Source organism: Dapis brunnea BLCC-M229, from assembly GCF_050015995.1.
GTDB lineage: Bacteria > Cyanobacteriota > Cyanobacteriia > Cyanobacteriales > Microcoleaceae > Trichodesmium.
The window spans coordinates 89,515-114,216 of record NZ_JBNHEP010000180.1 but is presented as its reverse complement, the minus strand read 5'-3'; the positions used below and the strand labels follow the sequence as shown (position 1 = coordinate 114,216).

The window sequence follows — 24,702 nt, the reverse complement described above, 5'->3', positions numbered from 1 at the left end:
TAGTTTTTCTATTTTCTATAATTGTAGTCTATGTTTATGAAAACCGCTATAAGTCGGAGGTATGAGGGAGTAGTAATTCTGGTTCAATGGGAATAGAAAATAAAAAAAACAACTGTACCTCAGTAACTTGAGAAATACTATATAATTTTCAGAAAGATTCAGATAGGAGATAATTAACTATGATCCCAAATTAGGCATAAAAAAGTTGATAGGTAATAAGTGAGTTCTTATATCTATACATAAATTTGTTAATCCCAACGAAAGAGGAGCAACAAGAAACATTATTTTCAGTTTTGCCAATTTTCAGACAATATGTAATATCCATTTATGAGGATTAGAAAAAGTCACATTAGGTTTGACTGAAGCTGAGAGAAAAATTTATCTATAGCAACTCCCATCTCTGAGTGAAGTACAAAATTTGTTGGTTTTAGGTCGGAGGTCGGAGGTCGGAGGGAATAGTAATTCTGGTTCAATGGGAATAGAAAATAAGAACAACAACTGTACCTCAGTAACTTGAGAAATACTATATAATTTTCAGAAAGATTCAGATAGGGGATAATCAACTATAACCCCAAATTAGGCATAAAAAAGTTGATAAGTAATAACTGATTTCTTATATCTATACAGAAATTTTTTCATTCCAACGAAAGTCGAGGCACAAGAAACCTTATTTTCAGTTTTGCTAGTTTTCACAGAATATATAATATCTACTTCTGAGGATTAGAAAAAGTCAGATTAGGTTTGACTAAAGCTGAGAGAAAAATTTATCTATAATTTTCAGAAAGATTAAGATAGGAAATAACTAACTCCGATCCCAAATTAGGCAACATACAAAAAAGTTGATAGGTAATAACTGAGTTATTATATATATACAGATATTTTTCATTCCAACGAAAGTCGAGGCACAAGAAACCTTATTTTCAGTTTTGCCAATTTTCACAGAATATATAATATCTACTTCTGAGGATTCTGAAAAATAATGAATATTTTATAGAAATAGAAAAATACAAAAATATCCATCTAGGTTTTAACTAATCTAGAAATTTGCTATTTCACTAAACTAATAAACTCTCTCCAGATAATCAATCCAAACCGCATATCAAATCAAAGCTCAGAAATATTGCTAGAATACTATAGCAAAGAATAAACTTTTGGCAGAATTTTGCAGAGGTTGACTCCCCCCTTTACTATAATCGAATATCTAGAATTAAAAATAGAATGACTTTGGCTCAAGCACTGGCACAAGAGTGGAAAACCAGACTTCAGGAAGACTATCCAAACCATAACTCAGATATCCACAATAGTATTACTTGTTGGCTATTGGGAAATAATCCTAGTTCCTTAGATACCCTTACTCCTGTCCAAAGGGAAATGGCATCCAAAGGGAGAGAATTTCTTTATCGAATTCTGCGGCAAAGGTATTTAGATATTCCCCCAGACCGAGCTTATCGAAACTTAATGCAACGCTTGAATGGCTTAGTAATGCTGCGACAGAAAATACGAGCATGGGTAAATACCAGTCGTGATCGCCAGCGAAGTGTAATTGATGTTCTCCAAGAAGTGATCCAAGAGATGCTCAATAGCGATCGCTACCTACAACAGCAAATGGCCAAGATTGCCGAATGTACGAAAAATCCACATCTCCGAAACTCTTTATTGTTAGCTAGTGTAGAAGAATATTGTGTCAGACCAGTTCGTAATCAACCCTTACTGGTTTATAGATTTGTCAATTATCTACGTCGGACTCAAAGAGGTGGCCTCACTCAAGTACCTGTCAAAGAATGGGTCAAATTAATCTCAGAGGATATTACCCCTGGTGATACGGAAGACCGAGTAAGTTTGTTGGATGCTGTGGTGACATCGGAGTATCAAGATACAGAAGCAATGGAACAACAACATCAACTTCGGTCTAAAGTCCAAGAAGAATTTGAGAAATATCTGGCGGAAAAAGTTGACCAAAAAGCAGCAGAATGGTTAAAACTTTATATTAGAGGTAATACTCAGGATGAAATTGCTCAAGCTTTGGAGCTGCCTATCAAGCAGGTATATAGGCTAAGAGAAAAAGTTAGTTATCATGCAATTCGTGTTTTTGCACTCAAACAACAACCAGAATTAATAGCTAATTGGCTAGAGATTTCTCTCAATGAGCATGGCCTAGGTTTGACTTCCAGTCAATGGCAAGAATATTGGCAAAATCTCAACTCTCAACAACGTCATTTAATTGAAGCCTTAAAATCAGGTGCAAGTGTAGAGGAAATTGGTAAAAAGTTAAACCTGAAAACTAATCAAGTTATTAGTGAATGGACTAAACTGTATTTAGATGCTCAATCTTTACGGAACAGTTCTTAATCACAATAGATAAATATTAAATAGGCAAAATAGATTTAAGCAAAATTTCTCCAAGTTATTTAGCCTGGCAAAAAGTAATGTGTAATTAATCTTCCCCTGGTATTTACTAAAGATTTAATCGTTCATTAGCCTGTTTAGAGATATATCTGGGTTTGAGCTATTATATTTTCAGATATTTCCGCCCTTAAAAAGATTAAAGTGACTTTAGTCAAAGGTTCAATTAATTAAATCTGTAAATTTTTAGGATAATATAGTATTATTAACCCACTACTATAACCACTACTATAAATATTCAAGGATTACCGCATTGTTAATTTAATCCCAATGCCTCACCCATCTGAAAATCAGTGGTTATGTTCAGCAGATGGAAAAAGCTCAGTTTATATGCTGACTTAAGTTATTATTCTCAAAGTGATGATTAACTCAACTTCAATAATTCTAGTGGAGACAGCGAATGCCTATCTTAATCCCGAGCATCAAATACATGATTTCTATTAGTTTCAAATCAACAAATCAAAAATGTTAGCATTTCAGAACAATGAGGGGGTAAAGCAAATGGATAATCCCCAGATATTTGCCTTAATTGACAATATATTACCATTTGAAGCCTGTTTATACTATCAAATTTTACCTCTATCTGTAGAAGGTAGCAGAGTCAGACTTGGTGTAGTTGACCCCCAAGACTCTTCTGCTTTAGATTATGCTCGCCGATTACTATCTTACTTAAATTGTTCACTGGTAAGTGAAGAAATTTCCTCTGAAACTCAAAGGTCAATCCTTTCATCTTATTTAAGCCATATTGGCCATCAAAAATCAAAGAGTTCTAGTGCTTCTAGAGTGAGTTTAGCCAAGGATAATCAACAACAAATTGATAATTATCAGTCTGCTACAGTTGAAAAAAATCAACAATCTTCGGAGGCAAAAAACACAATAGAGCAAGGCAGTCTTCTCAAAAATTCTCAAGATTCACAACGGACAAAACTTCAATTTGAAACTCAATCTTCATCAAAAAACTCTCTATGTGATATTTTAGAATTATCTTTAACCAGTTCTTCTCAACTTACTTCTTTAGAAAATATGGGTACTTTAGATCCCCAAAAATTATTAAAAGAATTGCTGCTGAGAGTTTTAGAATCAGGAATTGGTAGACTTTATTTTGAAAAACAACAATCCCAAGGTAGAATTCTTTGGAGTCAAGATGGAGTTCTGAAATCTGTAGTTGAAAATTTAGAACCAAAGAAAACTGAAGCTCTGATTAATGAACTTAAAATTATGACCAAAATGTCTTTAATTCCTATTAAAAAATCTCGGCAAGTAGAGATAGAAAGAATTTATCAAAATAATCATTTATTATTGCGTTTGAGGGTAATGCCTGGAGATTATGGGGAAGAAGCGACATTACAAGTATTGAGAGGAGCAGCTTTAAGATTTTATCAACAGCAACAGTTATCTTCTTTGAGTCAAGATGCCTTGAAATTAGGTAAACAACTACAGGTTAAAATAAATCAAATTTGTTCTCGTCAACATTTAGCTTCTTTTCAACTAGATAGCTTATTAACTTTGCAGAAATTACTTGATAATATTGAACATCAAATTGACTGTATAATTTCTCAACAAAATAATCAATTTTCATAGATATACTAATTAGTAGTTAGCTATCAGGGTTTCACCTAAAAGAAATGTATTGTCAGTTTTTTTGCTGTCAAACACCTTGGCTTCATTTGCTATAATATTTACTGCTTAAAGTTAAAGTAATTAGGGTCTGCTAAAAAAGTTTTTGGTGCGGGGAAGTAAAAACCAAAAGGCAAGAGTTTTTTTGAGGTTAATAGCCATTAAACTTTCCAAGTATGAGTTCAAAAAAAACATGAATTTTGAAACGATAGCCGACTTATTCCTGGCTATTTATATCTATTAATTAGGGTTTAAGACTTATTCAACAACTCTTAATTAAAAATTGCTTGACTAGCTATCAGCTTTTTCTGGGGTTTGAGAGAGGTAAAATATCGTCTTTAAAACCATTGAGAAGCTTTACATTTAATCCTATGACTCCGATACTATTTTGCTAACAAATGTTAACAATGCACAGCAAGATTGCCTGCTGAGAGGGTATCTCCCAAAGTCTACAAGAAAACCTGTAGACGCTTTTTAAACAGAAGTTTTAATTACTTGACCATGCTAGCGGTAACTTATCAGGATAGCGGTTACATAGTGGCCTGGTTTTGCACCACAAACTACTATGTCTATATAGATTAGAGCACAATCTATGCAACTAATTGGTATAACTAAATAAATGTATATGAATTTATGTTAACAAATATTAGTAAATCAACAATGGTTAATTAATCCCTAGCCGATTACTCATTGCCAATCACTTTTTGGTAGTCCTGCATAGTAATGGTAAGGATATATATTTTTTTAATTTCTCCCCACACTCCTTACACTCTCTCTACTATTACTATGCACCACCACCCACTTTTTAATTCTTTGGTGGTAGTCCTGCATAGTAATGGTGAAGATGTATATTTTTTTTAATTTCTTCCCACACTCCCCACACTTTCCACACTTTCTCTACCATTAATATGCACCACCACCTCTTTGGTTATATTGCAAAGAGAATTAACCAATTTTTGAGCAAAGTTATACAAGCGCTGGTTCTGTCTGTGGCCAACGCTTAACAGTTTTACCGATAACTGCCATTTCCTCCATTAACTGATCGAACTTATCAGGTGTTAGAGATTGGGGGCCATCTGACAGAGCTTTTGCTGGATTTGGATGGACTTCAATCATTAGAGAATCTGTTCCTGCCGCAATAGCTGCCATTGCCATTGCAGGTACATATTCAGCCCGACCAGTACCATGACTAGGGTCAATCATAATTGGCAAATGAGTCAGCGATCGTAAAACTGGTATTGCAGACAAGTCCAGAGTATTACGAGCATACTGACGGTCAAATGTACGAATACCTCGCTCACAGAGAATAACATTTGGATTTCCAGCAGCTAAGATATATTCTGCAGCCATTAACCAGTCTTCAATAGTTGCAGCCATTCCCCGCTTCAAAAGCACAGGTTTATCTTGAGCTCCTACTTTCTTCAATAGTGAGAAGTTTTGCATATTACGAGCGCCAATTTGCACGACATCTGCCACTTCAGTCAACATTGGCAAGTCTGCAGCATCCATTAACTCTGTAATAATACCCAAACCAGTTTTTTCTTTAGCGGCAGCCAACAAATTTAAAGCACTCTCACCATGTCCCTGAAAAGAATAAGGAGAAGTACGAGGTTTATAAGCACCTCCACGCAGAAACCTAGCACCAGCAGCTTTCACCCGTTGGGCTGTTTCTATAATCATCTCCTCATTTTCTACGGAACAGGGTCCAGCAACTACTACTAGAGAGTGCTCGAGGCCAAAAGGTACAGGTCCATCAGGAGTAGATACCACTACTGTACTAGCCTCTCCGTGACGATACTCCAAACTTGCTCGTTTGTAGGGGCGTTCGACCCGCATTACTTGTTCGATCCAAGGACTCATTTCCTGTAATTGTAATGGATCTAGGTCTGCAGTATCTCCTACTAAGCCAATGACAACTTTATAGCGTCCAATAATTTTTTCTGGAGTTAAACCCCAATTAGTTTGGAGTTCACTGCAAAGACGATCTATCTCTGTTTCTGGAGAACCAATTTTAGTTACTATAATCATTTTTACTTTTAGGGTTGAATAGGTATAGGTTTAATTAAGATTATCTTTACCATAAGTTGAAACAGTAAAGTTCTTGTAATTTCTTAAGAAATCTAATACAAAATTCTGTTTTCTCTCTAGATATGATACTTTTCTTCTTTAAAAGAAACTACAAAATACAGTTTGGGAAAATCAGAATAATCTAGAGACGAGGTTTTGTTGATTTCTATCTACAAGTAAGGATTCAGCGGTCAGCTATTAGCTAGCCTCATACGGAGGAACTACGTTAACAGCTTTATTACCTTTAAAGGATGGATTAGCATCTTCGTAATTTTCAAGAATTAAAAGTTACTGTAAAAGTCTATCATTTAACTTTAGCAGTCTATCGAGCTACATCTATATTTTCTGCCAATTATATATAATTATATGGGTTGAAAACTCAAACTCGTCCTTACTTGTGCTTCAATTCTCTGGTTAAAAATATAGTAGAAGTTAAACTAATGCTTACTTAATTTATTAAAAAGCTAAGAGCTGACTACTAATAGCTGTTTGCGCAGCATTCCGCAGGAAATCCTTATCTTGATAGCCACTAAATTGTGGATAGAAATTAGCTTTTTGATTTAGCTTCTTTCCAAGCTTCTTTCATCCGCTGAAAGTTAATTTTGAGTTCTTGCCAACCTAATAAACTACCTTTTTTATCTTCATCCCAAGAAGCAGAAAAAAGACCATAACTCAAACCAATAACACTTAAACCAAAAAAGCCCATGCTAACTAGCAAAACTGCTTGGTTTGGTAGCATAAAAATATCATTTGTAATGATAAAGTAGCTCATAACAAAGGTTAACAAAGAAAATAGTAGAGGTGTACCAGATAATAAAACCATACGGCTGATCATCCGCTGGCTAACTACTTCAGGAATGGAATTTTCTCCTCTAACTTTTTGGCTTTTCTGATTACTAATGTTTTTCGACTGATTTACATTAGAATAATTTTTCTCCTCTGTCGCCTTTATTTTAGGTGAAGAAGATGATTTTTTACTTTGCTTTTTCCGGCTTTTAGCAGGTTCAAAAGGTAAAGGTTGGCGTGATGATTCTGGAGACATAAGTCAGTTTTTAACCTCTAATACCAAGGCGACTAATCAATGTTTTATAACGTTCTTGGCTTTGTTTCTGGATGTATGCCAATAAGCGCTTACGTCTACCAATCATCTTTAAGAGACCTCTTTGGGATGAATAATCTTGCTTATTATTTTTTAAATGAGCGCTTAATTTGCTAATTCTTTCAGTCAACATAGCTACTTGAACATCTGCTGAACCTGTGTCCGTTTCATGAGTTTGGTACTCACTCATAATTTCTTGTTTGCGTTGTTGTTTGAGAACCATATATTTAATTTCTACTAATCTTTCCAAAAATTACCACAATCACTTATAGTATCATACATATTCATTCTGAGAAATATCCATACAAATCCTTCAAAGTTGAGTAGAGCGACTCAACCAACTAATAGCTTCCCTAATCCAATCTTCTGCATTGGTATTTTTGCACATATTAGCATCTTTACTAACAGCTTGCAATGCCTGTATTACCTCTTGACCTGTATATCCCAAAGCCAACAAAGTCATTTCTACCTCTTCTTGAATAGCAGGCATAACTCCCACTGGCACTAATGTAGTCAAACCTGCATCTTGTCGCCACTCGGCCAATTTATTTTTCAATTCTAAAGCAATACGTTCTGCCGTTTTTGCTCCTACCCCTGGGGTTTTAGCCAATACACGAGTATTTCCCCCCACAATAGCCTGAACTAAGTCTGGTAATTCTAGAGTATCCAATAGAGCGATCGCTAATTGTGCCCCAATACCACTGACACTTACTAACTGACGAAATAAGTCTCTTTCTGCAGAAGTACCAAAACCGTATAATACTATTTGGTCTTCTCGTACTTGTTGGTGAGTAAAAACTTGGACGTCTTCCCCTACTTGTAGACTTTGAGTTAACCTAGGCAGAATTTGTAGCTCATAACCTATTTGATTAACGTCTAAAATTAGAGTCACACGAGAACTACTGCCTTTGTGGACATCAGCCACTTTTCCTTTCAGGTAGTTAATCATTTAAATTAATTCAAAATTATTTCAAAATTCAATATTAACAACTATTAGACCTTTATTAAACTTGCAAAAGTTTTGAATTTTATAAATACTGCGAAAAAGAGTCTCTATAAATTATCAAAGCTTGTTCAATAATTAATAATTAATAATTAATAATTACCTCTTCTGTAATAGAAGAGTTGGGTTAACAGGAATTTTTTTTTATCAAGGAAAGATTGGATCTGGCTAGGTAATCCATCCATCCAAAGACCGCTTTTTCTCCATGAATGGAGAGGCTTTATACCTTAATTTTTCCCTAAGCGTTTCCTGTGGAATGTTGCACCAACAGCTATCAGCTATGAGTTATTAGCTTATTATCAAACTAAAAGGAATTAGTCTCCAAAGAAAATTAAAAGTTATGAATAAAATTGGTCATTGCTGAATGCTTACCAAAGCTTTTTTCAATATTGCTAAAAATTCAGTTAATAAAAATTTTTCTATTCCTAGTAGTTAGAATTTGCCTATGTAGTAATCCTAAATGATTTGTGAAAAAAACTGTAGGGGTTTGGAGACCAAACCCGATTAGATAAAATCTGACAACCTATTTATAATTGCTAGAGTTTGGAAAAAATTTCTAATTTTCCTAGAAAAGCTTGATAATAAAACTACAATAATTATGCTCTGCTGATTAAATCTCAAACTATTAACAATAAGGGATTTAGCCTTTTTGGGATCTAAAAAAAGTGTCAGATTTTTAGTCTAAAACCCTCAAAAAGTTGGCATTTCCGACAAACAATACAAAAAAATACTCCCTTACTCTGCCACTCCTTAAAAATACTTTTTCAACAAACCCTAATTAACTTGTTACTCTTTACTCTCTCCCTAAAAATACTTTTTCAGCAAACCCTAATTAACTTGTTAAAAAATATCAACAAAAATCTTTATATTTAATCTTAGTTATCACTCGCTTTCCACCACGATTAAACAATTCTTGCTGAGGTTTCATAATCAAACCTTCTGCCATAAATTGCTTATTTTCTGCTATGCGAGAAGTGAAACCTTGTTTTGCAAGTTTTACTACTTGATCGAGGGTACCAAGACCAATTATAGGTACAATTTCAACACCAAGCATTTCTGCTATTTCTTCAATACTATCTCTTGTCAACCACCATTGTTCAATCTTGATATCAAAAAGTATAAAATTAACACTTTCTGGTAAATAATTTCCTCCTTTATGAATCCCTTTGCCGTAACCTTCACCATATAAACAAACTTCTGTTTGTTCTTTAAATACTTCACTCATATTATCTACAGTAAATTTATTTTGCAGCACCTCTAGTAATGATGCACGAATTTGAGCATTGTCAGTTCTGCCTCCAAATTTAACTGACTCACCATCCCACATAATTCGGATGTTAGTGCCGTCTATTTTTTCTGTCCAAACCCAGTCTATATTTTTAAGCAAGTCAAATTCTGGTTTAGACCATTTACCTAGCAGTAAATTTTTATAATTACTGTCAGGGTTTCTCAAAAAAACTGTTTGAATTTTATGGTATTCATTCATTCTGTTAACTTTTATCCTACATCATGTAATTTAATTGTAGTATAAAAAATACAGAAGAATTATCTATTTAATCAAGTATAATTACTTGTTGCAATTGCTTTTACATATTTAACAAGTTCAAATGTATCTTTTTGGAAAAGTTCATAAAAATTTGGGATAAGAGAAAAGTTTTTTAATCTTTAATATTCCTGGATTTTTTACAACCCAATTAGTAAGGATTCAGCTATTAGCATTCAGCTATCAGCTTTTCAAAGAAAGAATCAAGGAATGACCAAGATTAGCGGAAAGAACTATTTTATTCACAACTTTTAATTCTCCTTGAATACTAATTCCTCCTGAAAAGAGAATGAGTTAATAACTCATAGCTGATAGCTGTTTCGCTGCGCGACATGAAAAGCAAAGCTCCTCTGAAAGAGGCTAGCCAACCGCTGAATGCTTACCCCAATTAAGATTAGTTTATATAAAATAGTTATTAATTAATAAACAATTAGATATGGTGAATAAATTAAAGGAAGGTGACAATCTAATACCTGTCGATAATAGTAATTTATTACAACAGATTTTAAATAAATTACTAGAAAAAATTTTGTTTAAAATATCTAGCGATGTAGCTACCGCTAGGCTCCGCCAACGCCTAGATTTTCAGTGGGAATATCATGTATAAAGAATTAAAGCATTACCTATAATATTGGGTATTTCAATAATTAATAATTAATAATTAATAATTAACAATTAATAATTTAATAATTACCTCTTCTGTCGTGGAAGGATTGAGTTAAAAGGAATTTTTTTCTGCTCAAGGGAAGATTGGATATGGCGTACTTCGGAGCGGCTCTGAAAGAGTGATAAACCTTACCATCCCAAGCTTTGGGAAGCTCCACTTTTCATGTCAGCGACAGCCGTTAACGTTTGCGGAGCATTCCGTTAGGAAAGTTATGCGCTAGCAAAAACGATCACTTTTTCTCCATTAATGGAGAGGCTTTATACCTGAATTTTTCAGTAATACAAATCCTTGTTTGCAAATTATAGTCATTTCAAATAAGAATGAAACATTTTTTTTTGCTGAAACCCTTTCAAGAAAAGAAACACTCGTCCCAGTCTTATTCAGAATGACTATAATCGCGAACTTTTTGTGCAGAAAAACTATAAATTTATTCTGTTGAGTTACAATAATCAACGTTTAAACTTACTTGTTATCTTATCTTTCCCTCAATTAATGAAATTGGTATAATTTTTATGTTCATCTCATTACAAAAAATTATTATATCCAAATTTTTTCCTAATCTAGACAAACAAATTTTCACCCTAGCCATAGGTAGATTATTATCTCAGATTGGTACTGGTTTTACATTATTTTATACACCAATTTTTTTTGTGAATCAAGTTGGCTTATCTACCACTTCAGTAGGTATCGCTTTAGGCAGCTCTCAAATTTCTGGAATAATTGCTCGCTTTCTTGGTGGTTCATTCTCTGATTCTCAAAAATTTGGTCGTCGTAAAACCTTATTATTGTCATCTATTATTTCTGCATTAGCTTCAATAGTTATCGCAATAGCTAATAATTTTCATACTGTTATCATAGGTAATTTATTACTTGGATTAGGTACAGGATTATATTGGCCTGCAACTGAAGCAATAGTGGCAGACTTAACAGTATCAACCAAACGCCAAGAGGCTTATGCTGTTACAAGATTAGCAGATAATATCGGCTTGCAATTAGGAGTTATTGCTAGTGGAATAGCGCTGAATTTTACAGGTGCTTATAGGTCATTATTTATAATTGATGCTATTTCATTCCTAATTTTTGCAGTAGTTATATACCTCAACATTCAAGAGACTTATAAACCAAATACATCGGAATTACAAACAGATAGAAGAAAAAGTATCGATGGTTGGTTGGAAGCTTTCAGAGATCAAAATCTAATTATTTTTGTGGTGGTAAATATTTTTTTTACTTTTTACTTTTCTCAAATTCACACCACAATGCCTTTATATTTAAGCAACTTTGCTTCGGGAAATTTTTCACCACTAATTATCAGCACTATATTTGCCGGACATACTGCATTGACTGTTATATTTCAATTACCAGTGGCTAGAAAATTGAGTGATTTAAGTCATCCTCAAGCATTAATAATTTCAGCAATTTTATGCGGAATAGGATTTATCGCCATAGACATTACTAATATAGTAAAAATAGGTCATATTTTCTGGGCGACTTTAGCTTTAAGTTTATTCGCTATTGCAATTATTTCTTATAACCCTTCTGCTGCTGCTTTAGTCGCAGATTTAGCACCAGAATCTTTGCGTGGTATTTATTCAGCAATTAATGCCCAGTGTTGGGCAATTGGATATTTAATCGGACCGCCATTAGGAGGATGGGTATTAGATGGGAAAGAGATTATAGTTAAAATTTTTTGGTTAGGAATAGCAATAAGTGTAGGGATTACGATTATATTTTTGCAGCACCTTGATAGAAGAATGATTAGTAAAAAAATCTAATCTAAAAAGTGATTAATCTATAAAAATGACGCCATAATTAAATTTAGTATCTAGTTGAAATTTCAAAAAAAATCATTAGATGTCAATAAAAAATTTAGGGAGTAGAAAGCAGGGAGTAGAATTAGACTCCCTCTAACTGTTGAAATAGATGAAATTCACAAATCAAAAATTTAACCATTAGAAAGCAGGAAGTAGGGAGTAGAAAAAAAAAGGAAAAAGCGCCAAATATTCTCGCTGCAACAGAAGAACATTTTGATTATGGCGTTCTTAATTAGACTCCCTCTAACTGTTGAAATATATTCAATTCAGAAAATTTTTAAATTAATTAAGATTTAATGAGACAATAAATTCACGGGAGTATTTGGACTAAAGAGTAAACTCAATCCAACTCCAGTTATTTAGAGTCTAGATTAGAGAAAATGTTTAAAAAAATTCTGGCCTTATTTTTAGTAGCGATCGCTCTCACATTAACAGGTTGTGTTTCTGTTGGCGGTGGACTTCAAAGCTTTGTAGATACGACCGATGGTTATGAATTCCTTTATCCTAATGGTTGGCTCCAAGTAAAAGTTTCCGATGGCCCGGATGTAGTATTCCATGACTTAGTTGAGGCTACCGAGAATGTTAGCGTAGTTATTAGTCCCGTGGCTCAAGAAAATACTTTGACTGACTTGGGTACTCCTACTGAAGTAGGATATAAACTTAGTAAAAATGCCATTGCACCAAAAGACTCAGCTCGAGAAGCAGAATTAGTCAATGCGAAAGCACGAGAGTATAAGACTAAAACATATTATCAATTGGAGTATGCGGTTAAACTTGCTGATGGGAGAAAGCGTCATAATTTAGCAAGTGTGGCAGTTAGTCGAGGTAAGCTTTTTACGATTAATATTTCTGCTACTGAAGCACGCTGGCAAAAAGTGCATGATAAGTTTCAGCAAGTTATTAACTCTTTCTCTGTATATTAGCAGGGTTATTTCATTCTCAAAAGTGTATTTTTCTGCATTGACAAGAATGCGTAGTTTCAGCCTTGCTAAATTTGAACTTCTGATGGCTAAAAGCCAGTAAATTTATTGCCTATATCTAGAATGAAATAGCCCTGGTATATTAGAGATTGAATGTATCAAGAAATATAAAAAAGAAGATAGGGAATAGGGAATAGGGAATAGACGAAGACACAATTATTATCACAAATAAATTCACCATAACTCTAGGAATATGACCCATACCCCGCACCTGTAGACTGATTTCCATCTCTAATCTTATTCCAACTTGAAGATTTACTTGCTCAACAAGTCTCTTAACACTTATTTGATAAATAGTTTCTTAGTAATAAGATTTTATTTTAGTCAGGACTAGCAATTTTCAATCTGGAAAATCTTAATAAATATCATTTAGATATATAAGCTATAGTCCTGACAAATTATCAAATTTTTCTTGAATATTTTATGCTTATGTGCTTAAAAATATGGAAATTCCGACCTTCATATTAGCTTCATCTTCATCAGCAAGACTTCGCTTATTAGAAACTGTTGGTATTAACCCTATAGTTATGCCTAGTAACTTCGATGAATCAACAGTTAAATTAACAGAACCTAGAAAATTAGTAGAAACATTAGCTCAGGCTAAAGCAGAAACAATAGCTAAGTCTATAATGAAAAAAAACTTATCTGAAACACAATCAAATTTAATTTTAGGATGTGATTCAGTATTAGTTATTGAAGACGAAATTTATGGTAAACCTGCTAATACTAAAGAAGCGATCGCTCGCTGGCAAAAAATGCGTGGTCAAGTTGGAGAATTATACACAGGTCATGCTTTAATTGATTTAGCTAAAAATAAAACTATCGTACTTTGTCGAATGACCAAAGTTCATTTTTCTCCTGTTAATGACCAAGAAATAGAAGCTTATGTTTCTACTGGAGAACCTTTAAAATGTGCTGGTTGTTTTGCTATAGAAGGCAAAGGTGGTTTATTTATTGAAAAGATAGAAGGTTGTCATACTAATGTGATTGGTTTAAGTCTACCATTGTTAAGAGTTATGCTGAATAATTTAGGATATCAAGTTAGTAACTTCTGGTAAAATAAACAACATCTAGTCTTGCAAAGCTATTATTTTACCGAAAAACTAAGGTTTAAAGCCTCTCCTATATGGGAGAAAAAGCGGTCGTTTAGATAGCGCACAACTTCGCACTTCGGCTGTCGCCGACATGAAAAGCGGAGCTTTCCGTAGGATGGGATGGCGAAGTTTCCTCGCTGGCCTCAAATTGACCAAGAGAAGAAAAAATTTTTCTTTTAACCAATCCTATCTGTTTTAAGAAGAGTTCATTAATGGATAATGGATAATTGATAGCCGAAAAAATTTATTTCTCAAGGGGAGATTGTATATGGCGAGGAGACCTCGCCATCCCTCGACCGCTTTTTCCCCTATCCAAGGGGAGGCATTTAACCTAAACTGTTTAATTATTAATTGTTAATTATTAATTATTAATTATTGAATCTACCCGATGATTAGCATTTATCACAAAAAATGTGAGATTACTAACTTGAGCGAAGGTTTTGCCTGAGACTGACAAAATACCTTCTCCAGGAAATTAATTTGTTTCATCACCGCTTGGTCATGACAACATCAGACTTTATTTATATTACCTTGATAAATTAGCTATTAGCATGAAGAAAATTATCAAAAATCCCGTGCTTGAGATATTCAATATATTTAGTTATTTATTTTCTTACACAGAACAATAAAATTGTTTTTTCCTTGATGTTGAACTTACTCAAACTTCTGAAGATAAATCAGCTTTATAACTCCCCAATGCTTTTGAATAACTGATGATTTATAGTGATAAATAACTCAACTTGTTATAAACAGCATTTCTCAAATAAGTTAAGAGAAATTATCTGAAGAAGGTAGAAGGAAAAAGTGAATAGGGATAGCCTTCAGCAACCCGATGCGTCTACAAACCCCAAGCAATTCTATACACCCTGTAGACGGTGGAATATTAACCCTATAGAGGAAAATATAACCTATTTAATAGAGACATTAAACATATAGTGGAAAACAGGAACCTAAGCTTCTGGAGATTAACCCTCTAGCTTAATTGGAGAAATTCTGCTATGGCACTAAGCAAATAAGTTATACCAAATCCGCCTGAGTGAGAGGGTATTTGAAAAAATTGCATCCTTTGCTATACATAGGATCTGGAGATGAGATAAGCCCTCTTTGTATAATCGGATTTGGTATAATAAACGTTGTACATAAATATAGTTATATATAGTCAAATATCTTAAGTCTTTCTGTACTGTCAAGGGATGGGATTGTTGTCAAAAATTAATGACTCCGAAAGGCACTTTAATAGTAAAATAGTAAAATAAAACTAACGACTTAGACATGGTAAGATTACCGAGGCTTAATTAAAAGCCATAATTGTTCAATAATTGAGCATTAAATTAACGGATTAATGAGATTAGTAGAAAGAATATTATTTAACCCACACATCCGTTTTGTCAAGAAATAGAGGGAATATATTTCTGATCAAAAAAAATCTCTATAACTACACCAATTATTTAATCCGTCAATCATTCATCTTTGAGGGAACCTATCGCCACTACAATGACATTTAAAAAACTGTACAAAATAGTGAAGCATATCAAGCTTTACCCCCTTAAAGTATCCCAACAAATCTTGATGATTTTAGACCGGAACTGGAAAAGTTTTTAAGTTCTCCGAAACTACCCAAATACAAAAACAAAGAGACTGGACTAAATTTGTTAGTCTATACAATTCAAGCTCTGAGCAAACCGCAACTCAACCAAAGAATAATTCATCCGATCCCAACCCAAATTTATCTAAAAACTCAAAGAGAAAGGTCACAAATCAAACAAGTTAGGATAGTTATCAGACTTAATCATTATGTCATAGAGGTGATTTATGAAGCGGTCGAAAAACAATACCAGTTAAAAGAAAATGCCAGACCAAGTATTAATATAAGATAAAATAACCTAGCTACATTAACATTCAATCAAGCAGGAATTAAACCACTCTTGATAAATGGCAGATCGTTGAAATCCATCAATCAATACTATAGAAGTGTCAAAAGAGAGATGTTGTCCATTACCAGTTAAGTATTCCCTGTTACCTATATAGTTATCCTTACTTAATTCAAAACTACTAAAAAAATTTATAATACCTGATTTGAGAACACTTTCACAAGAAAACCTCAAAAATAAAATTTCTTCTTTAACAGCATTGACATATTCTTAAATCAGAATTATTCTTATTTACATCAGTAAAAGCTGATACAAATTGAATTTCTAATTTACTAAATCATCCAGAGGTAAGTCATGGCTATTGAGCAAGTTCCTAATGTAGTATTTAAAACCCGTGTTCGTGATGAGTCTGTTGGAGGGCCAAACCCTTTTCGCTGGCAAGACAAAACTACCCAAGAAATATTTGGTGGTAAGCGTGTAGTATTATTTGCCTTACCCGGTGCTTTTACACCAACCTGCTCATCTACTCACCTGCCACGCTATGAAGAACTATATGATGAATTCAAAGCACAAGGAATAGATGAAATTATCTGTCTGTCAGTAAACGATGCTTTTGTAATGTTCCAATGGGGTAAACAGCAAGGTTCTAAAAATGTATTCCTACTACCAGATGGTAGTGGAGAGTTCTCTCGCAAAATGGGAATGTTAGTAGATAAGTCCAATATCGGTTTTGGTATGCGTTCTTGGCGCTATGCAATGGTTGTCAATGACTGCAAAATTGAAAAGATGTTTGTTGAACCAGGTTTTAGTGACAACTATGGTGATGACCCATTTGAGGTATCTGATGCAGATACAGTATTAGCTTATCTCAAGGGTACAGAAGCACCAAAAGAAAAACCGGCTAGATTAGAGTTTGTTGGTTAGTCCGAGTCTCTCATAATTAGGCTGAAATAAGCAATAATATTCAAGAAGGGAAAATACTGTATATATAGCAATTAGATTTGATTTGTGAACTGTAGTGTCAAACTCTTAAATGGAAGGCTAAAGCCTTTGCAGTGTAGCAATCCTTTCAAATTGCTATATATGATCTAGTGTTAATTGATCTAAATGTTGGCAGAAGACCCGCATCATAATCTTTGATTTGATGTCGTATGGGAATGCCAACTAATGCTATAATAATATTGCTTTAGTGTTAGTAATAAGCCGAAAACATTGAAAGCTAAATATAAGTATTAGGATATATCCTAACCAGGTTCAAATAACTAAATTAAATCAACTATTTGGCTATTGTAGATACGTTTGGAATCAGTCATTAGTTCATTGTAATCAGTTGTATGTTGATGGTACTAAGAAACCTTCATATACTGATTTAACTAAGCAATTTATAACTCAAGCCAATAAAGAATTAATTTGGTTGAAAGACTTAGCTTCTACTCCGTTACAACAATCTCTTAAAGATTTTATATCGTAGGGGGAATAGCTATTCGCCACTACAAAAACTTTTTTAATAGTTGTACTGGAAAAAGCAAAGGTATTAAAATTAAACCTCCTAAATTCCAAAGTAGAAAATCAAAGCAAACTGCAAGATTTGTTGGAGCTAATTACAAAATTGGTCAAGATAAAATATATCTACCAAAAGTAGGAAAAATTCAGATAATTTGGTCAAGGCAATTAGCTAGTTATCCTATTTATGTCACCATAATCAAAGATATTGCAGGTCGTTACTTTGCTAGTTTTGTTGTAGAAACTTTTGCAGAACATCTACCAAAATTTGATAATCCCATTGGAATAGATTTAAGTATTTAAACTTTTGCAACCCTGAGTAATGGTAAAAAATTTGATGCTCCTCAACCACTCAAAAAGAACCTCAAAAAGTTAGCTACATAACCCTAAATTAAAGATATACTCCCTATCCTATTTTTTCAGCTTAACTTCATCAATAAATAATGTAATGGCATTTTTCCCGATCTAAAAATATCTTCTGAATTTAATTAAATTTAGTACAAAAGATATTTTAAACTGAGGAATTGAATTATAGTTTATTTATGTGATGTGAACACTCAAATAATGACTACTGAAACTAGACAAAAAAGAATAGGAATTTTTGACAGTGGGATAGGGGGTTTAACTGTTTTAAGAGAGCTATATAGACAGTTACCTAACGAATCTATTCTTTACTTTGGTGATACAGCAAGATTACCTTATGGTACAAGAACTAGCGAGGAGATTTTACACTTTGTAGATGAAATTATAGGATGGCTAGTCAAAAGTGGGGTGAAAATGGTATTAATGGCTTGTAATACCAGTTCAGCTTTGGCTTTAGAAAAAGTCAAATCGAAATTTGATATTCCTATTTTAGGATTGATTGTACCTGGAGCTAATGCTGCAGTCGAACAAGGGAAAAGAATAGGTGTCATTGCTACTCCTGCAACTGCTGCTAGTAATGCCTATCGTTATGCTATTTTAAAAGCAGATGCTTCTGTTCAAGTTTGGCAAGTTGGTTGTCCCTATTTCGTACCATTAATAGAACAAAATCAGCTACATGACCCCTACACATATCAGATAGCAGAAGAATATTTAACACCTTTAATACAGCAACAAATTGACACATTAGTTTATGGTTGCACTCACTATCCTTATTTAGAACCAATATTACGGTTATTATTACCCACATCTGTGAATTTTGTAGACCCTGCAGTTTATATAGTTGAAGTAGCTGCTAGAGAGTTAGAAATTCTAAATTTGCAAAACTATAAGACACCAAAACCAACAAAATTTGTAGTTACTGCTTCTCCTCAAAAATTTGCTGATTTATCATTAGAGTGGTTAGGTTATAGACCAGTTGTACAAGCAATTTCTTTGCCAGCTATTCTAGACTAACCTATTTCTATCTAGAACATAATCTACTAAATTTCCTAATTTACGGCATTTGATTTTCTAGCAATCATGGTAATAAATTAAATCCCAGAAGTATCAGAAAAAAATTCTGGCAAATTAATTATTTTCCCTTCTTTTTTTGAGCTGATTATAGTAAATAAGTTGATAATTGATAAAATTTATTAATATATATCTATAATCTATAGAAGATAGCGTTTCTCAAGTTAGTGAGGCACATTGATTTTTATTATTTTGTGTTAGGGAATACCCTAACACCTATAACTTTCGTACCTCACTCACATCTAAGAATTGCTATATCTGCTGTGCTTTACTAATGTAAATTAGTGCTGGAGTCAGCAACACCTTGTTGCCAACTTTTATTTCTTGTGATTTTTGCACCTCGTTGAGCTAATGCTAAGAGCAAATAGACGGTAAATACATAAGCAGTTGCTAGAATGGGAATAATAACAGGAATTTGATTGTAGTTCATAGTTTTACCAAATTGTGAGGAGGGTTTTCAGGAATTAATTAGTAACTTAAGATAGCTTGTATTAGATATTAATTTTAATTAATTTAATTCTAAATACAAAAGTTATCTCGGTTTGATTTTTAGAGCCAAATAAATTTATTTATTGATAAATTTTTCAACTCTCATCTTTATAAAGTTTGGCATTAAATACAAATGCGTTTGTAGATATTGTAATTTATGCAAGTTCAAATATATATATAAACTTTTGCTGAGTTCCCCTCTACTTGGGTATTCTCTGAATCGATATCTGGAGAATTTAGGTTTGACTTTAAGCTATTAGTAATTACCAGCTACTTCTCATAACAATGACTACCATTTTAAAGCCAAAGTATTGTCGTAATCATCACCCTGAAATAGGCAGATTTTAAGTAAATAAATATTACCTTTTTGCCGGAAAAAATACTTAAAAACTTAGGCATTTTAAGATAAATTGATGATTAAATACTATCAACTTAATAGGGATTTATAACAACTATCTTCCTTGTGTTGATTAGATGTTAATCTAATATATCAGCCTAGAAGAAAGTTTTTTTTACCTAATAATCTCTAGGCTTTGGGAAGGCAAGTTAACTCTACTTCTGCAATTCAGTGACCTGCAAATATATCTCGCTCATACTATGCAGTTTTTAACTTATCTTGGGATCGTCATACACCTAATAGCTGCTTCATACAATCTAAATGGCAAAAGCCTTCAGCCACATTTCGATCAAATAAGCGTGATAACTAAATTGTATGTATTACATTTTTTAGGTTCTTAAATGCTCGTCCCAATAATTGCTAAATTTTCACTATTGAAGACTTAAGCAGTTATTGACTCTTCTAATTCAAGATTCAATCAGTATCTATCTATCTCTCTTGAATTATTACATTTACTAAATTTAATAATATTATGCTAACACAATTAATTCTAGTTGTATAGAGTCTTTGCCTGGTTACTTAACAATTAGATACAATTTACTGACAATACTGGCATAGATTTATATTTTTCCTTATTTTTTAAAAAATAATTTTGTTTTATCATCAAGATTTCTAACTTTCCTATATCAAGGATGGTTAGCTTAGAATAAGAATATAATTTGTAAAATTTTGTTAACTTGTAGCTTTATTGGCTAATCCATGACCACTTCCACTCTCCTATTCTCTCCAGTAGAAGCAGACCTACAACTGCTGACAAATAACTTAAAACAATTGGTAGGTGCCCGTCACCCCATACTGTACGCGGCGGCAGAACACCTATTCCGTGTCAAGGGAAAGCGGGTCAGACCAGCTATTGTCCTATTAATTTCACGGACTACCATGCCAAATCGGGAAATTACTTCTAAACATCGTCGTTTAGCAGAAATCACAGAAATGATCCACACTGCTAGCTTAGTTCACGATGATATAGTAGACGAATCAGAAATTCGTCGAGGCGTCCCTACCGTTCACAGTTTATTTACCAATCGTGTTGCGGTACTAGCTGGAGATTTCCTATTTGCTCAATCATCTTGGTACTTGGCCAATCTAGATAATCTAGAAGTTGTAAAACTTCTTTCAGAAGTAATTATGGATCTTGCGGAAGGAGAAATTCAGCAAGGACTACATAGATTTGATACAGATCTATCCATAGAAGCTTATTTAGAAAAAAGCTACTATAAGACAGCTTCTCTAATTGCTAATAGCTCTAAAGCTGCAGCCATTATTAGTGGTGTTTCGCCAGAACTAGCCCAAGATATGTACTACTATGGTAAATATCTAGGTTTAGCATTCCAAATAGTCGACGACATACTAGACTTTACTAGCGCCACAGAATCTCTAGGAAAACCAGCTTGTTCAGATCTAAAAAGTGGCCACTTGACAGCACCTACATTGTATGCTGTTGAAGAAAAGCCGGGCTTAGAAAAACTACTCGAAAGAGAGTTAGCCCAAGATGGCGACTTAGAAGAAGCAATCCAATTGATTAAAGATAGCAACGGTATTAAAAGGTCTCAAGAGTTGGCCGCTAAACACGCTAAGATGGCTGTTAAACATTTAGACTCTTTGCCAGATTGTGATTCTCGTATCTCTTTGATTAATCTTACTGACTATGTTTTAAGTAGGCTGTATTAGCTTAATGTATTTTCCAATAATTAGTTGAGTAAAAATGAATGAATACCATACAGTACGGTGAAAAATAAAAAGATACTATTGATTAGTATATAACTAACAAATAATATCTATTTTGATAGTAACTAGCCTGTATTTTGAGTCTTGTTTGAATGGTTATAACCAATTTAACTATCGCTCTATTTGTTTGAGGTAGTTGAATTTTTAATAATATAAAATCCCGACTTTGACAAGTTCTCAACATCTTAAGCAATATCCGGAGGAATTTTGCTAGAGTTAGAACTAGAGGATGCCTGATACTGTCTGAGATATATACTTATCAGTTTTTGGACATCCTCTCTTTTAACCTCTGTAGCTTTTGTCAGATCGCCTGGTTTTTCAAAGAATACAAGGCTATCTAAAGGTTGAATTGCTATCATTTGGAAAAGTATATGAATAACTGGCATAGGTGTCGCCACAACATTATCTTCGGAAATAGATGATGAGGCATCTTTTAGTGTAGGAAAAGCATAAATAACACGTTTTTCTAGTTCAGATTGACTGCGATGACCTAAAGTAGTCAAAACCCAATTTTGCGTGTAAGTTTGTAAAATATAGTATTGCAAATGTTTGAGTTGTTGAGCTAAAAGTTTTAAAGCAGGTGTAATTGCTTCAACAATTTTTGGTGTATTACCATCTTCGGGTGCGTTTTTAATAAGTGTTTGGATTTGTTGTTCTAAGTCCATAATTTAATGTTTTTCATATTTTCAGAAATTATCTAAAAAGTTGGGTGTATTTGTGATGATTTATAAAGTTTACCAGTGCGAGCTGGAAGCTCGTGAACGGCTTAGTAGTTAATTATTAATACAATGATGGGGGAAATCTGCCAAGTTGGCGAAGAAATATTAAAGCTACTCCTAGATGAATTTCAGCAGTCTACTCGTGCGTCAAGGCAAAATTGCCTAGAAGTAGCAGAGCGTATTAGACAAGAAGTAGAAAGGATTTGCACAGAAAGTAAAAGAATTCAAGCTTCGGGAGAAGTGGGTAAATTGGCTAAGGATTTAGCTATACATCGCTTGAGACGATGTATACATTATTACCAGCTTCGTTCTCAAGAAGGAAGAGTAGAATTACATAGCACCCTTAGTGCTATTGTTTATAGATATATAACTCCTCCACAAATACAATCAAGTTATCAGGCCAGATTAAATCTGATAGAAGATTTTTTACAACAATTTTACCTGGAGACTTTAAATGCTTTTCGGCGAGAAGCCGAACTTCCAGCAACTTATAGTCCTCGTACTTTGTTAGAACTGGCAGAGTATATGGCCTTTACAGAACGTTATGGCAAAAGACGTATACCTTTGTCTGGTGGTCGTAGTCAACAATTGATTATTCTACGGGCACAAACATTTTCCCAACAACAACCAAAGGAAACATCTGTAGATATTGACCAAGCAGCAGAGGGAACAACTACTGACTCAGATAAGACTTGGAATGATGGATCTGTCCAGCAAGTTCGAGAAGCAATGGTTGCACAAGACCCTGGTAATGATATTGGTTCTCTACGTCAGGTTGTGATTGAAGAACTAATGGCCTATCTAGAGGAACGTCAACAGCAAGACTGTGCAAATTACTTTGCATTGCGTTTACAAGACTTATCTACTGGAGAAATAGAATCTATATTAGGTCTGACTCCCCGAGAAAGGGATTATTTACAGCAGCGTTTTAAGTACCATTTGCTGAAATTTGCCATGGGACATCGGTGGGAACTGGTTCATCAATGGTTAGAAGCAGACTTAGAGCAAAATTTAGGTTTAACTCCAAGAGAGTGGGAAGCTTTGCATCAGCAAATTGATTCAGAACAAAAGAATTTGCTAAAGTTAAAGCAAGAAGGTCTTTCTGATGAAGCGATCGCTAAAACTTTAGGTCGTAAAGTCAACCAGGTTAAAAAGAAGTGGTATAAATTACTAGAACTTGCCTGGGAATTACGAAATCGTTCAGGTTCCGGAGCAGGGGCATCAAGTGATGAATAACGAAACGAATAAACAGGTGGAAACTTTCGAGAAAAATTTCTTTGATTGGCTACTATCAAAGCCAAGTTCTGAAGAAATATTAGAGGTAGGGGAAAATCAAAAGCCTATTAAGGATATGGAAGTAGAAATCAGGGGACAAGAAGAGTGGGAAGAATTCGATCCACTAGATTCCGAAGAAATTGACTTTCCCTACGACAACGAAAGTCCACCAATGACACTGGGAGAAGTACCAACTGTGTATAATCGTTTCGAGTCATTGTTACAAAAACGCCTAAAAGCCAAGATTGAAGCTAAACCACCACTATTTCCTTGGGAAGAACCGGGGTACAATACTGACTATCCAGACCTTGAAGTTCCAGATTTGGTTCCCCCAATTCGTCTGTGGGCATCACAGATGAAAAATATCAGGTGGAGAAACCTCTCTATACCCCTAACAGATAGTGTATTTGCTCAAATCTTACAGTCTTGCCAAGAGATAGTGCAATCCAATTTACTACCTGGTAGCAGATTGGTTAAAGCTGTAGATAATTTATTCCCTGGCCAATCTCAATCCCTAAATAACCTAGCTGGTTTAGTGCTGGCAGGTCCGCCTCGTGGAGTATTGCCCGGTCAAGTCACTACTTATAATAGTGCAACTCCTAATCAACAAATGTTGTTGTCTTTGTTGGCTGCTGAGGAAATTTTATCATCTTTGACTTTAACCTGCCATTTAAACCAGACAGTGGAAAGAAGACAATGGGAAACTGCTGTAGGTTGGATTAATATTGAGGCTGAATATTCTATTCCTAAAGATAGGTCTTCTGCTTGTTTGAGAATTAAGAGTCAACTTCCAGCAGCAGGAAGTCTAAAACTGCAAGGTGGAGAGAGCTACCAAACAACTGCTCAATGTTCCGATGCAGGTACTCTATGGGTAGAGTTATTTGCTCCAAAACCTGACCAAAAATATGAGCTAACTATTAAATTGTTAAATTCGGAAGAACCTTTGAAGTTTGCTGTTTGTCTTGAAGATCTTTAATGGCTAAATTATAGCTATAGCAG

The 24,702-nt window shown here is 34.0% G+C and carries 19 protein-coding genes; 12 read left to right on the top strand and 7 right to left on the bottom strand.

Features of this window, described 5'->3' with window-relative positions; all coding sequences use genetic code 11:
* The first annotated feature begins 1,218 nt into the window (after positions 1-1,218).
* Together ACP6PM_RS20875 and ACP6PM_RS20870 are read left to right on the top strand one after the other, a co-directional pair.
* A complete protein-coding gene (locus tag ACP6PM_RS20875) occupies positions 1,219-2,349 on the top strand; it encodes a HetZ-related protein 2 (RefSeq protein WP_426587998.1) in 1,131 nt (376 codons plus the stop codon).
* A gap of 519 nt (positions 2,350-2,868) precedes the next feature.
* Positions 2,869-3,984, top strand: coding sequence for an ATPase, T2SS/T4P/T4SS family (locus ACP6PM_RS20870; RefSeq protein ID WP_426587996.1), 1,116 nt, complete (start codon positions 2,869-2,871; stop codon positions 3,982-3,984).
* A 1,002-nt stretch (positions 3,985-4,986) separates the two neighbouring features.
* Here ACP6PM_RS20870 and aroF read toward each other — a convergent pair.
* From aroF to ACP6PM_RS20845, 5 genes are all read right to left on the bottom strand, one after another.
* On the bottom strand, positions 4,987-6,048 hold the full coding sequence (aroF, locus tag ACP6PM_RS20865; RefSeq protein WP_426587994.1) for a 3-deoxy-7-phosphoheptulonate synthase: 1,062 nt from the start codon (positions 6,046-6,048) through the stop codon (positions 4,987-4,989).
* Positions 6,049-6,634: 586 nt separating this feature from the next.
* Positions 6,635-7,129: a PAM68 family protein gene (locus tag ACP6PM_RS20860; protein WP_426587992.1), complete on the bottom strand. Its 495-nt coding sequence runs from the start codon at positions 7,127-7,129 to the stop codon at positions 6,635-6,637.
* 10 nt (positions 7,130-7,139) lie between these two features.
* On the bottom strand, positions 7,140-7,409 hold the full coding sequence (gene rpsO, locus ACP6PM_RS20855; protein ID WP_426587990.1) for a 30S ribosomal protein S15: 270 nt from the start codon (positions 7,407-7,409) through the stop codon (positions 7,140-7,142).
* A 90-nt stretch (positions 7,410-7,499) separates the two neighbouring features.
* The gene (gene ruvA / locus ACP6PM_RS20850; protein ID WP_426587988.1) at positions 7,500-8,135 is read right to left on the bottom strand and encodes a Holliday junction branch migration protein RuvA; all 636 of its coding nucleotides are present in this window, start codon (positions 8,133-8,135) and stop codon (positions 7,500-7,502) included.
* 904 nt (positions 8,136-9,039) lie between these two features.
* Positions 9,040-9,675 (bottom strand): RNA ligase family protein, encoded by a 636-nt coding sequence (locus ACP6PM_RS20845; protein ID WP_426587986.1) that lies wholly within the window; start codon positions 9,673-9,675, stop codon positions 9,040-9,042.
* Between the two features lie 493 nt (positions 9,676-10,168).
* On the opposite strand from ACP6PM_RS20845, the gene ACP6PM_RS20840 reads away from it, so the two are divergent.
* The 7 genes from ACP6PM_RS20840 (at position 10,169) to murI (ending at position 19,038) form a co-directional block, all read left to right on the top strand.
* Positions 10,169-10,339 (top strand): hypothetical protein, encoded by a 171-nt coding sequence (locus ACP6PM_RS20840; RefSeq protein WP_426587984.1) that lies wholly within the window; start codon positions 10,169-10,171, stop codon positions 10,337-10,339.
* Positions 10,340-10,911: 572 nt separating this feature from the next.
* The gene (locus tag ACP6PM_RS20835; protein WP_426587982.1) at positions 10,912-12,174 is read left to right on the top strand and encodes an MFS transporter; all 1,263 of its coding nucleotides are present in this window, start codon (positions 10,912-10,914) and stop codon (positions 12,172-12,174) included.
* Positions 12,175-12,593: 419 nt separating this feature from the next.
* Positions 12,594-13,136: a photosystem II reaction center PsbP gene (gene psbP, locus ACP6PM_RS20830; RefSeq protein WP_426587980.1), complete on the top strand. Its 543-nt coding sequence runs from the start codon at positions 12,594-12,596 to the stop codon at positions 13,134-13,136.
* Between the two features lie 500 nt (positions 13,137-13,636).
* Positions 13,637-14,251: a nucleoside triphosphate pyrophosphatase gene (locus ACP6PM_RS20825; protein WP_426587978.1), complete on the top strand. Its 615-nt coding sequence runs from the start codon at positions 13,637-13,639 to the stop codon at positions 14,249-14,251.
* 2,261 nt (positions 14,252-16,512) lie between these two features.
* Positions 16,513-17,082, top strand: a complete 570-nt coding sequence (locus ACP6PM_RS20820; protein ID WP_426587976.1) for a peroxiredoxin — start codon at positions 16,513-16,515, stop codon at positions 17,080-17,082.
* 301 nt (positions 17,083-17,383) lie between these two features.
* Positions 17,384-17,629: a helix-turn-helix domain-containing protein gene (locus tag ACP6PM_RS20815; protein ID WP_426588010.1), complete on the top strand. Its 246-nt coding sequence runs from the start codon at positions 17,384-17,386 to the stop codon at positions 17,627-17,629.
* A 596-nt stretch (positions 17,630-18,225) separates the two neighbouring features.
* Entirely contained in the window at positions 18,226-19,038 is an 813-nt protein-coding gene (murI, locus tag ACP6PM_RS20810; RefSeq protein ID WP_426587974.1) for a glutamate racemase, read from the top strand.
* A gap of 328 nt (positions 19,039-19,366) precedes the next feature.
* Here murI and ACP6PM_RS20805 read toward each other — a convergent pair whose 3' ends face one another.
* Complete coding sequence (locus ACP6PM_RS20805) at positions 19,367-19,525, bottom strand: hypothetical protein (RefSeq protein ID WP_426587972.1); 159 nt, start codon at positions 19,523-19,525, stop codon at positions 19,367-19,369.
* 1,155 nt (positions 19,526-20,680) lie between these two features.
* Here ACP6PM_RS20805 and sds point away from each other — a divergent pair.
* Complete coding sequence (gene sds, locus ACP6PM_RS20800) at positions 20,681-21,652, top strand: solanesyl diphosphate synthase (RefSeq protein ID WP_426587970.1); 972 nt, start codon at positions 20,681-20,683, stop codon at positions 21,650-21,652.
* Positions 21,653-21,894: 242 nt separating this feature from the next.
* Here sds and ACP6PM_RS20795 read toward each other — a convergent pair whose 3' ends face one another.
* Positions 21,895-22,374, bottom strand: coding sequence for a hypothetical protein (locus ACP6PM_RS20795; RefSeq protein WP_293095672.1), 480 nt, complete (start codon positions 22,372-22,374; stop codon positions 21,895-21,897).
* A 126-nt stretch (positions 22,375-22,500) separates the two neighbouring features.
* On the opposite strand from ACP6PM_RS20795, the gene hetZ reads away from it, so the two are divergent.
* Both hetZ and ACP6PM_RS20785 read left to right on the top strand, forming a co-directional pair.
* The gene (hetZ, locus tag ACP6PM_RS20790; RefSeq protein ID WP_426588008.1) at positions 22,501-23,664 is read left to right on the top strand and encodes a heterocyst differentiation protein HetZ; all 1,164 of its coding nucleotides are present in this window, start codon (positions 22,501-22,503) and stop codon (positions 23,662-23,664) included.
* Positions 23,654-24,679, top strand: a complete 1,026-nt coding sequence (locus ACP6PM_RS20785; protein ID WP_426587968.1) for a hypothetical protein — start codon at positions 23,654-23,656, stop codon at positions 24,677-24,679. The genes hetZ and ACP6PM_RS20785 overlap by 11 nt, the downstream gene beginning before the upstream one ends.
* The last annotated feature ends 23 nt before the right edge of the window (positions 24,680-24,702 follow it).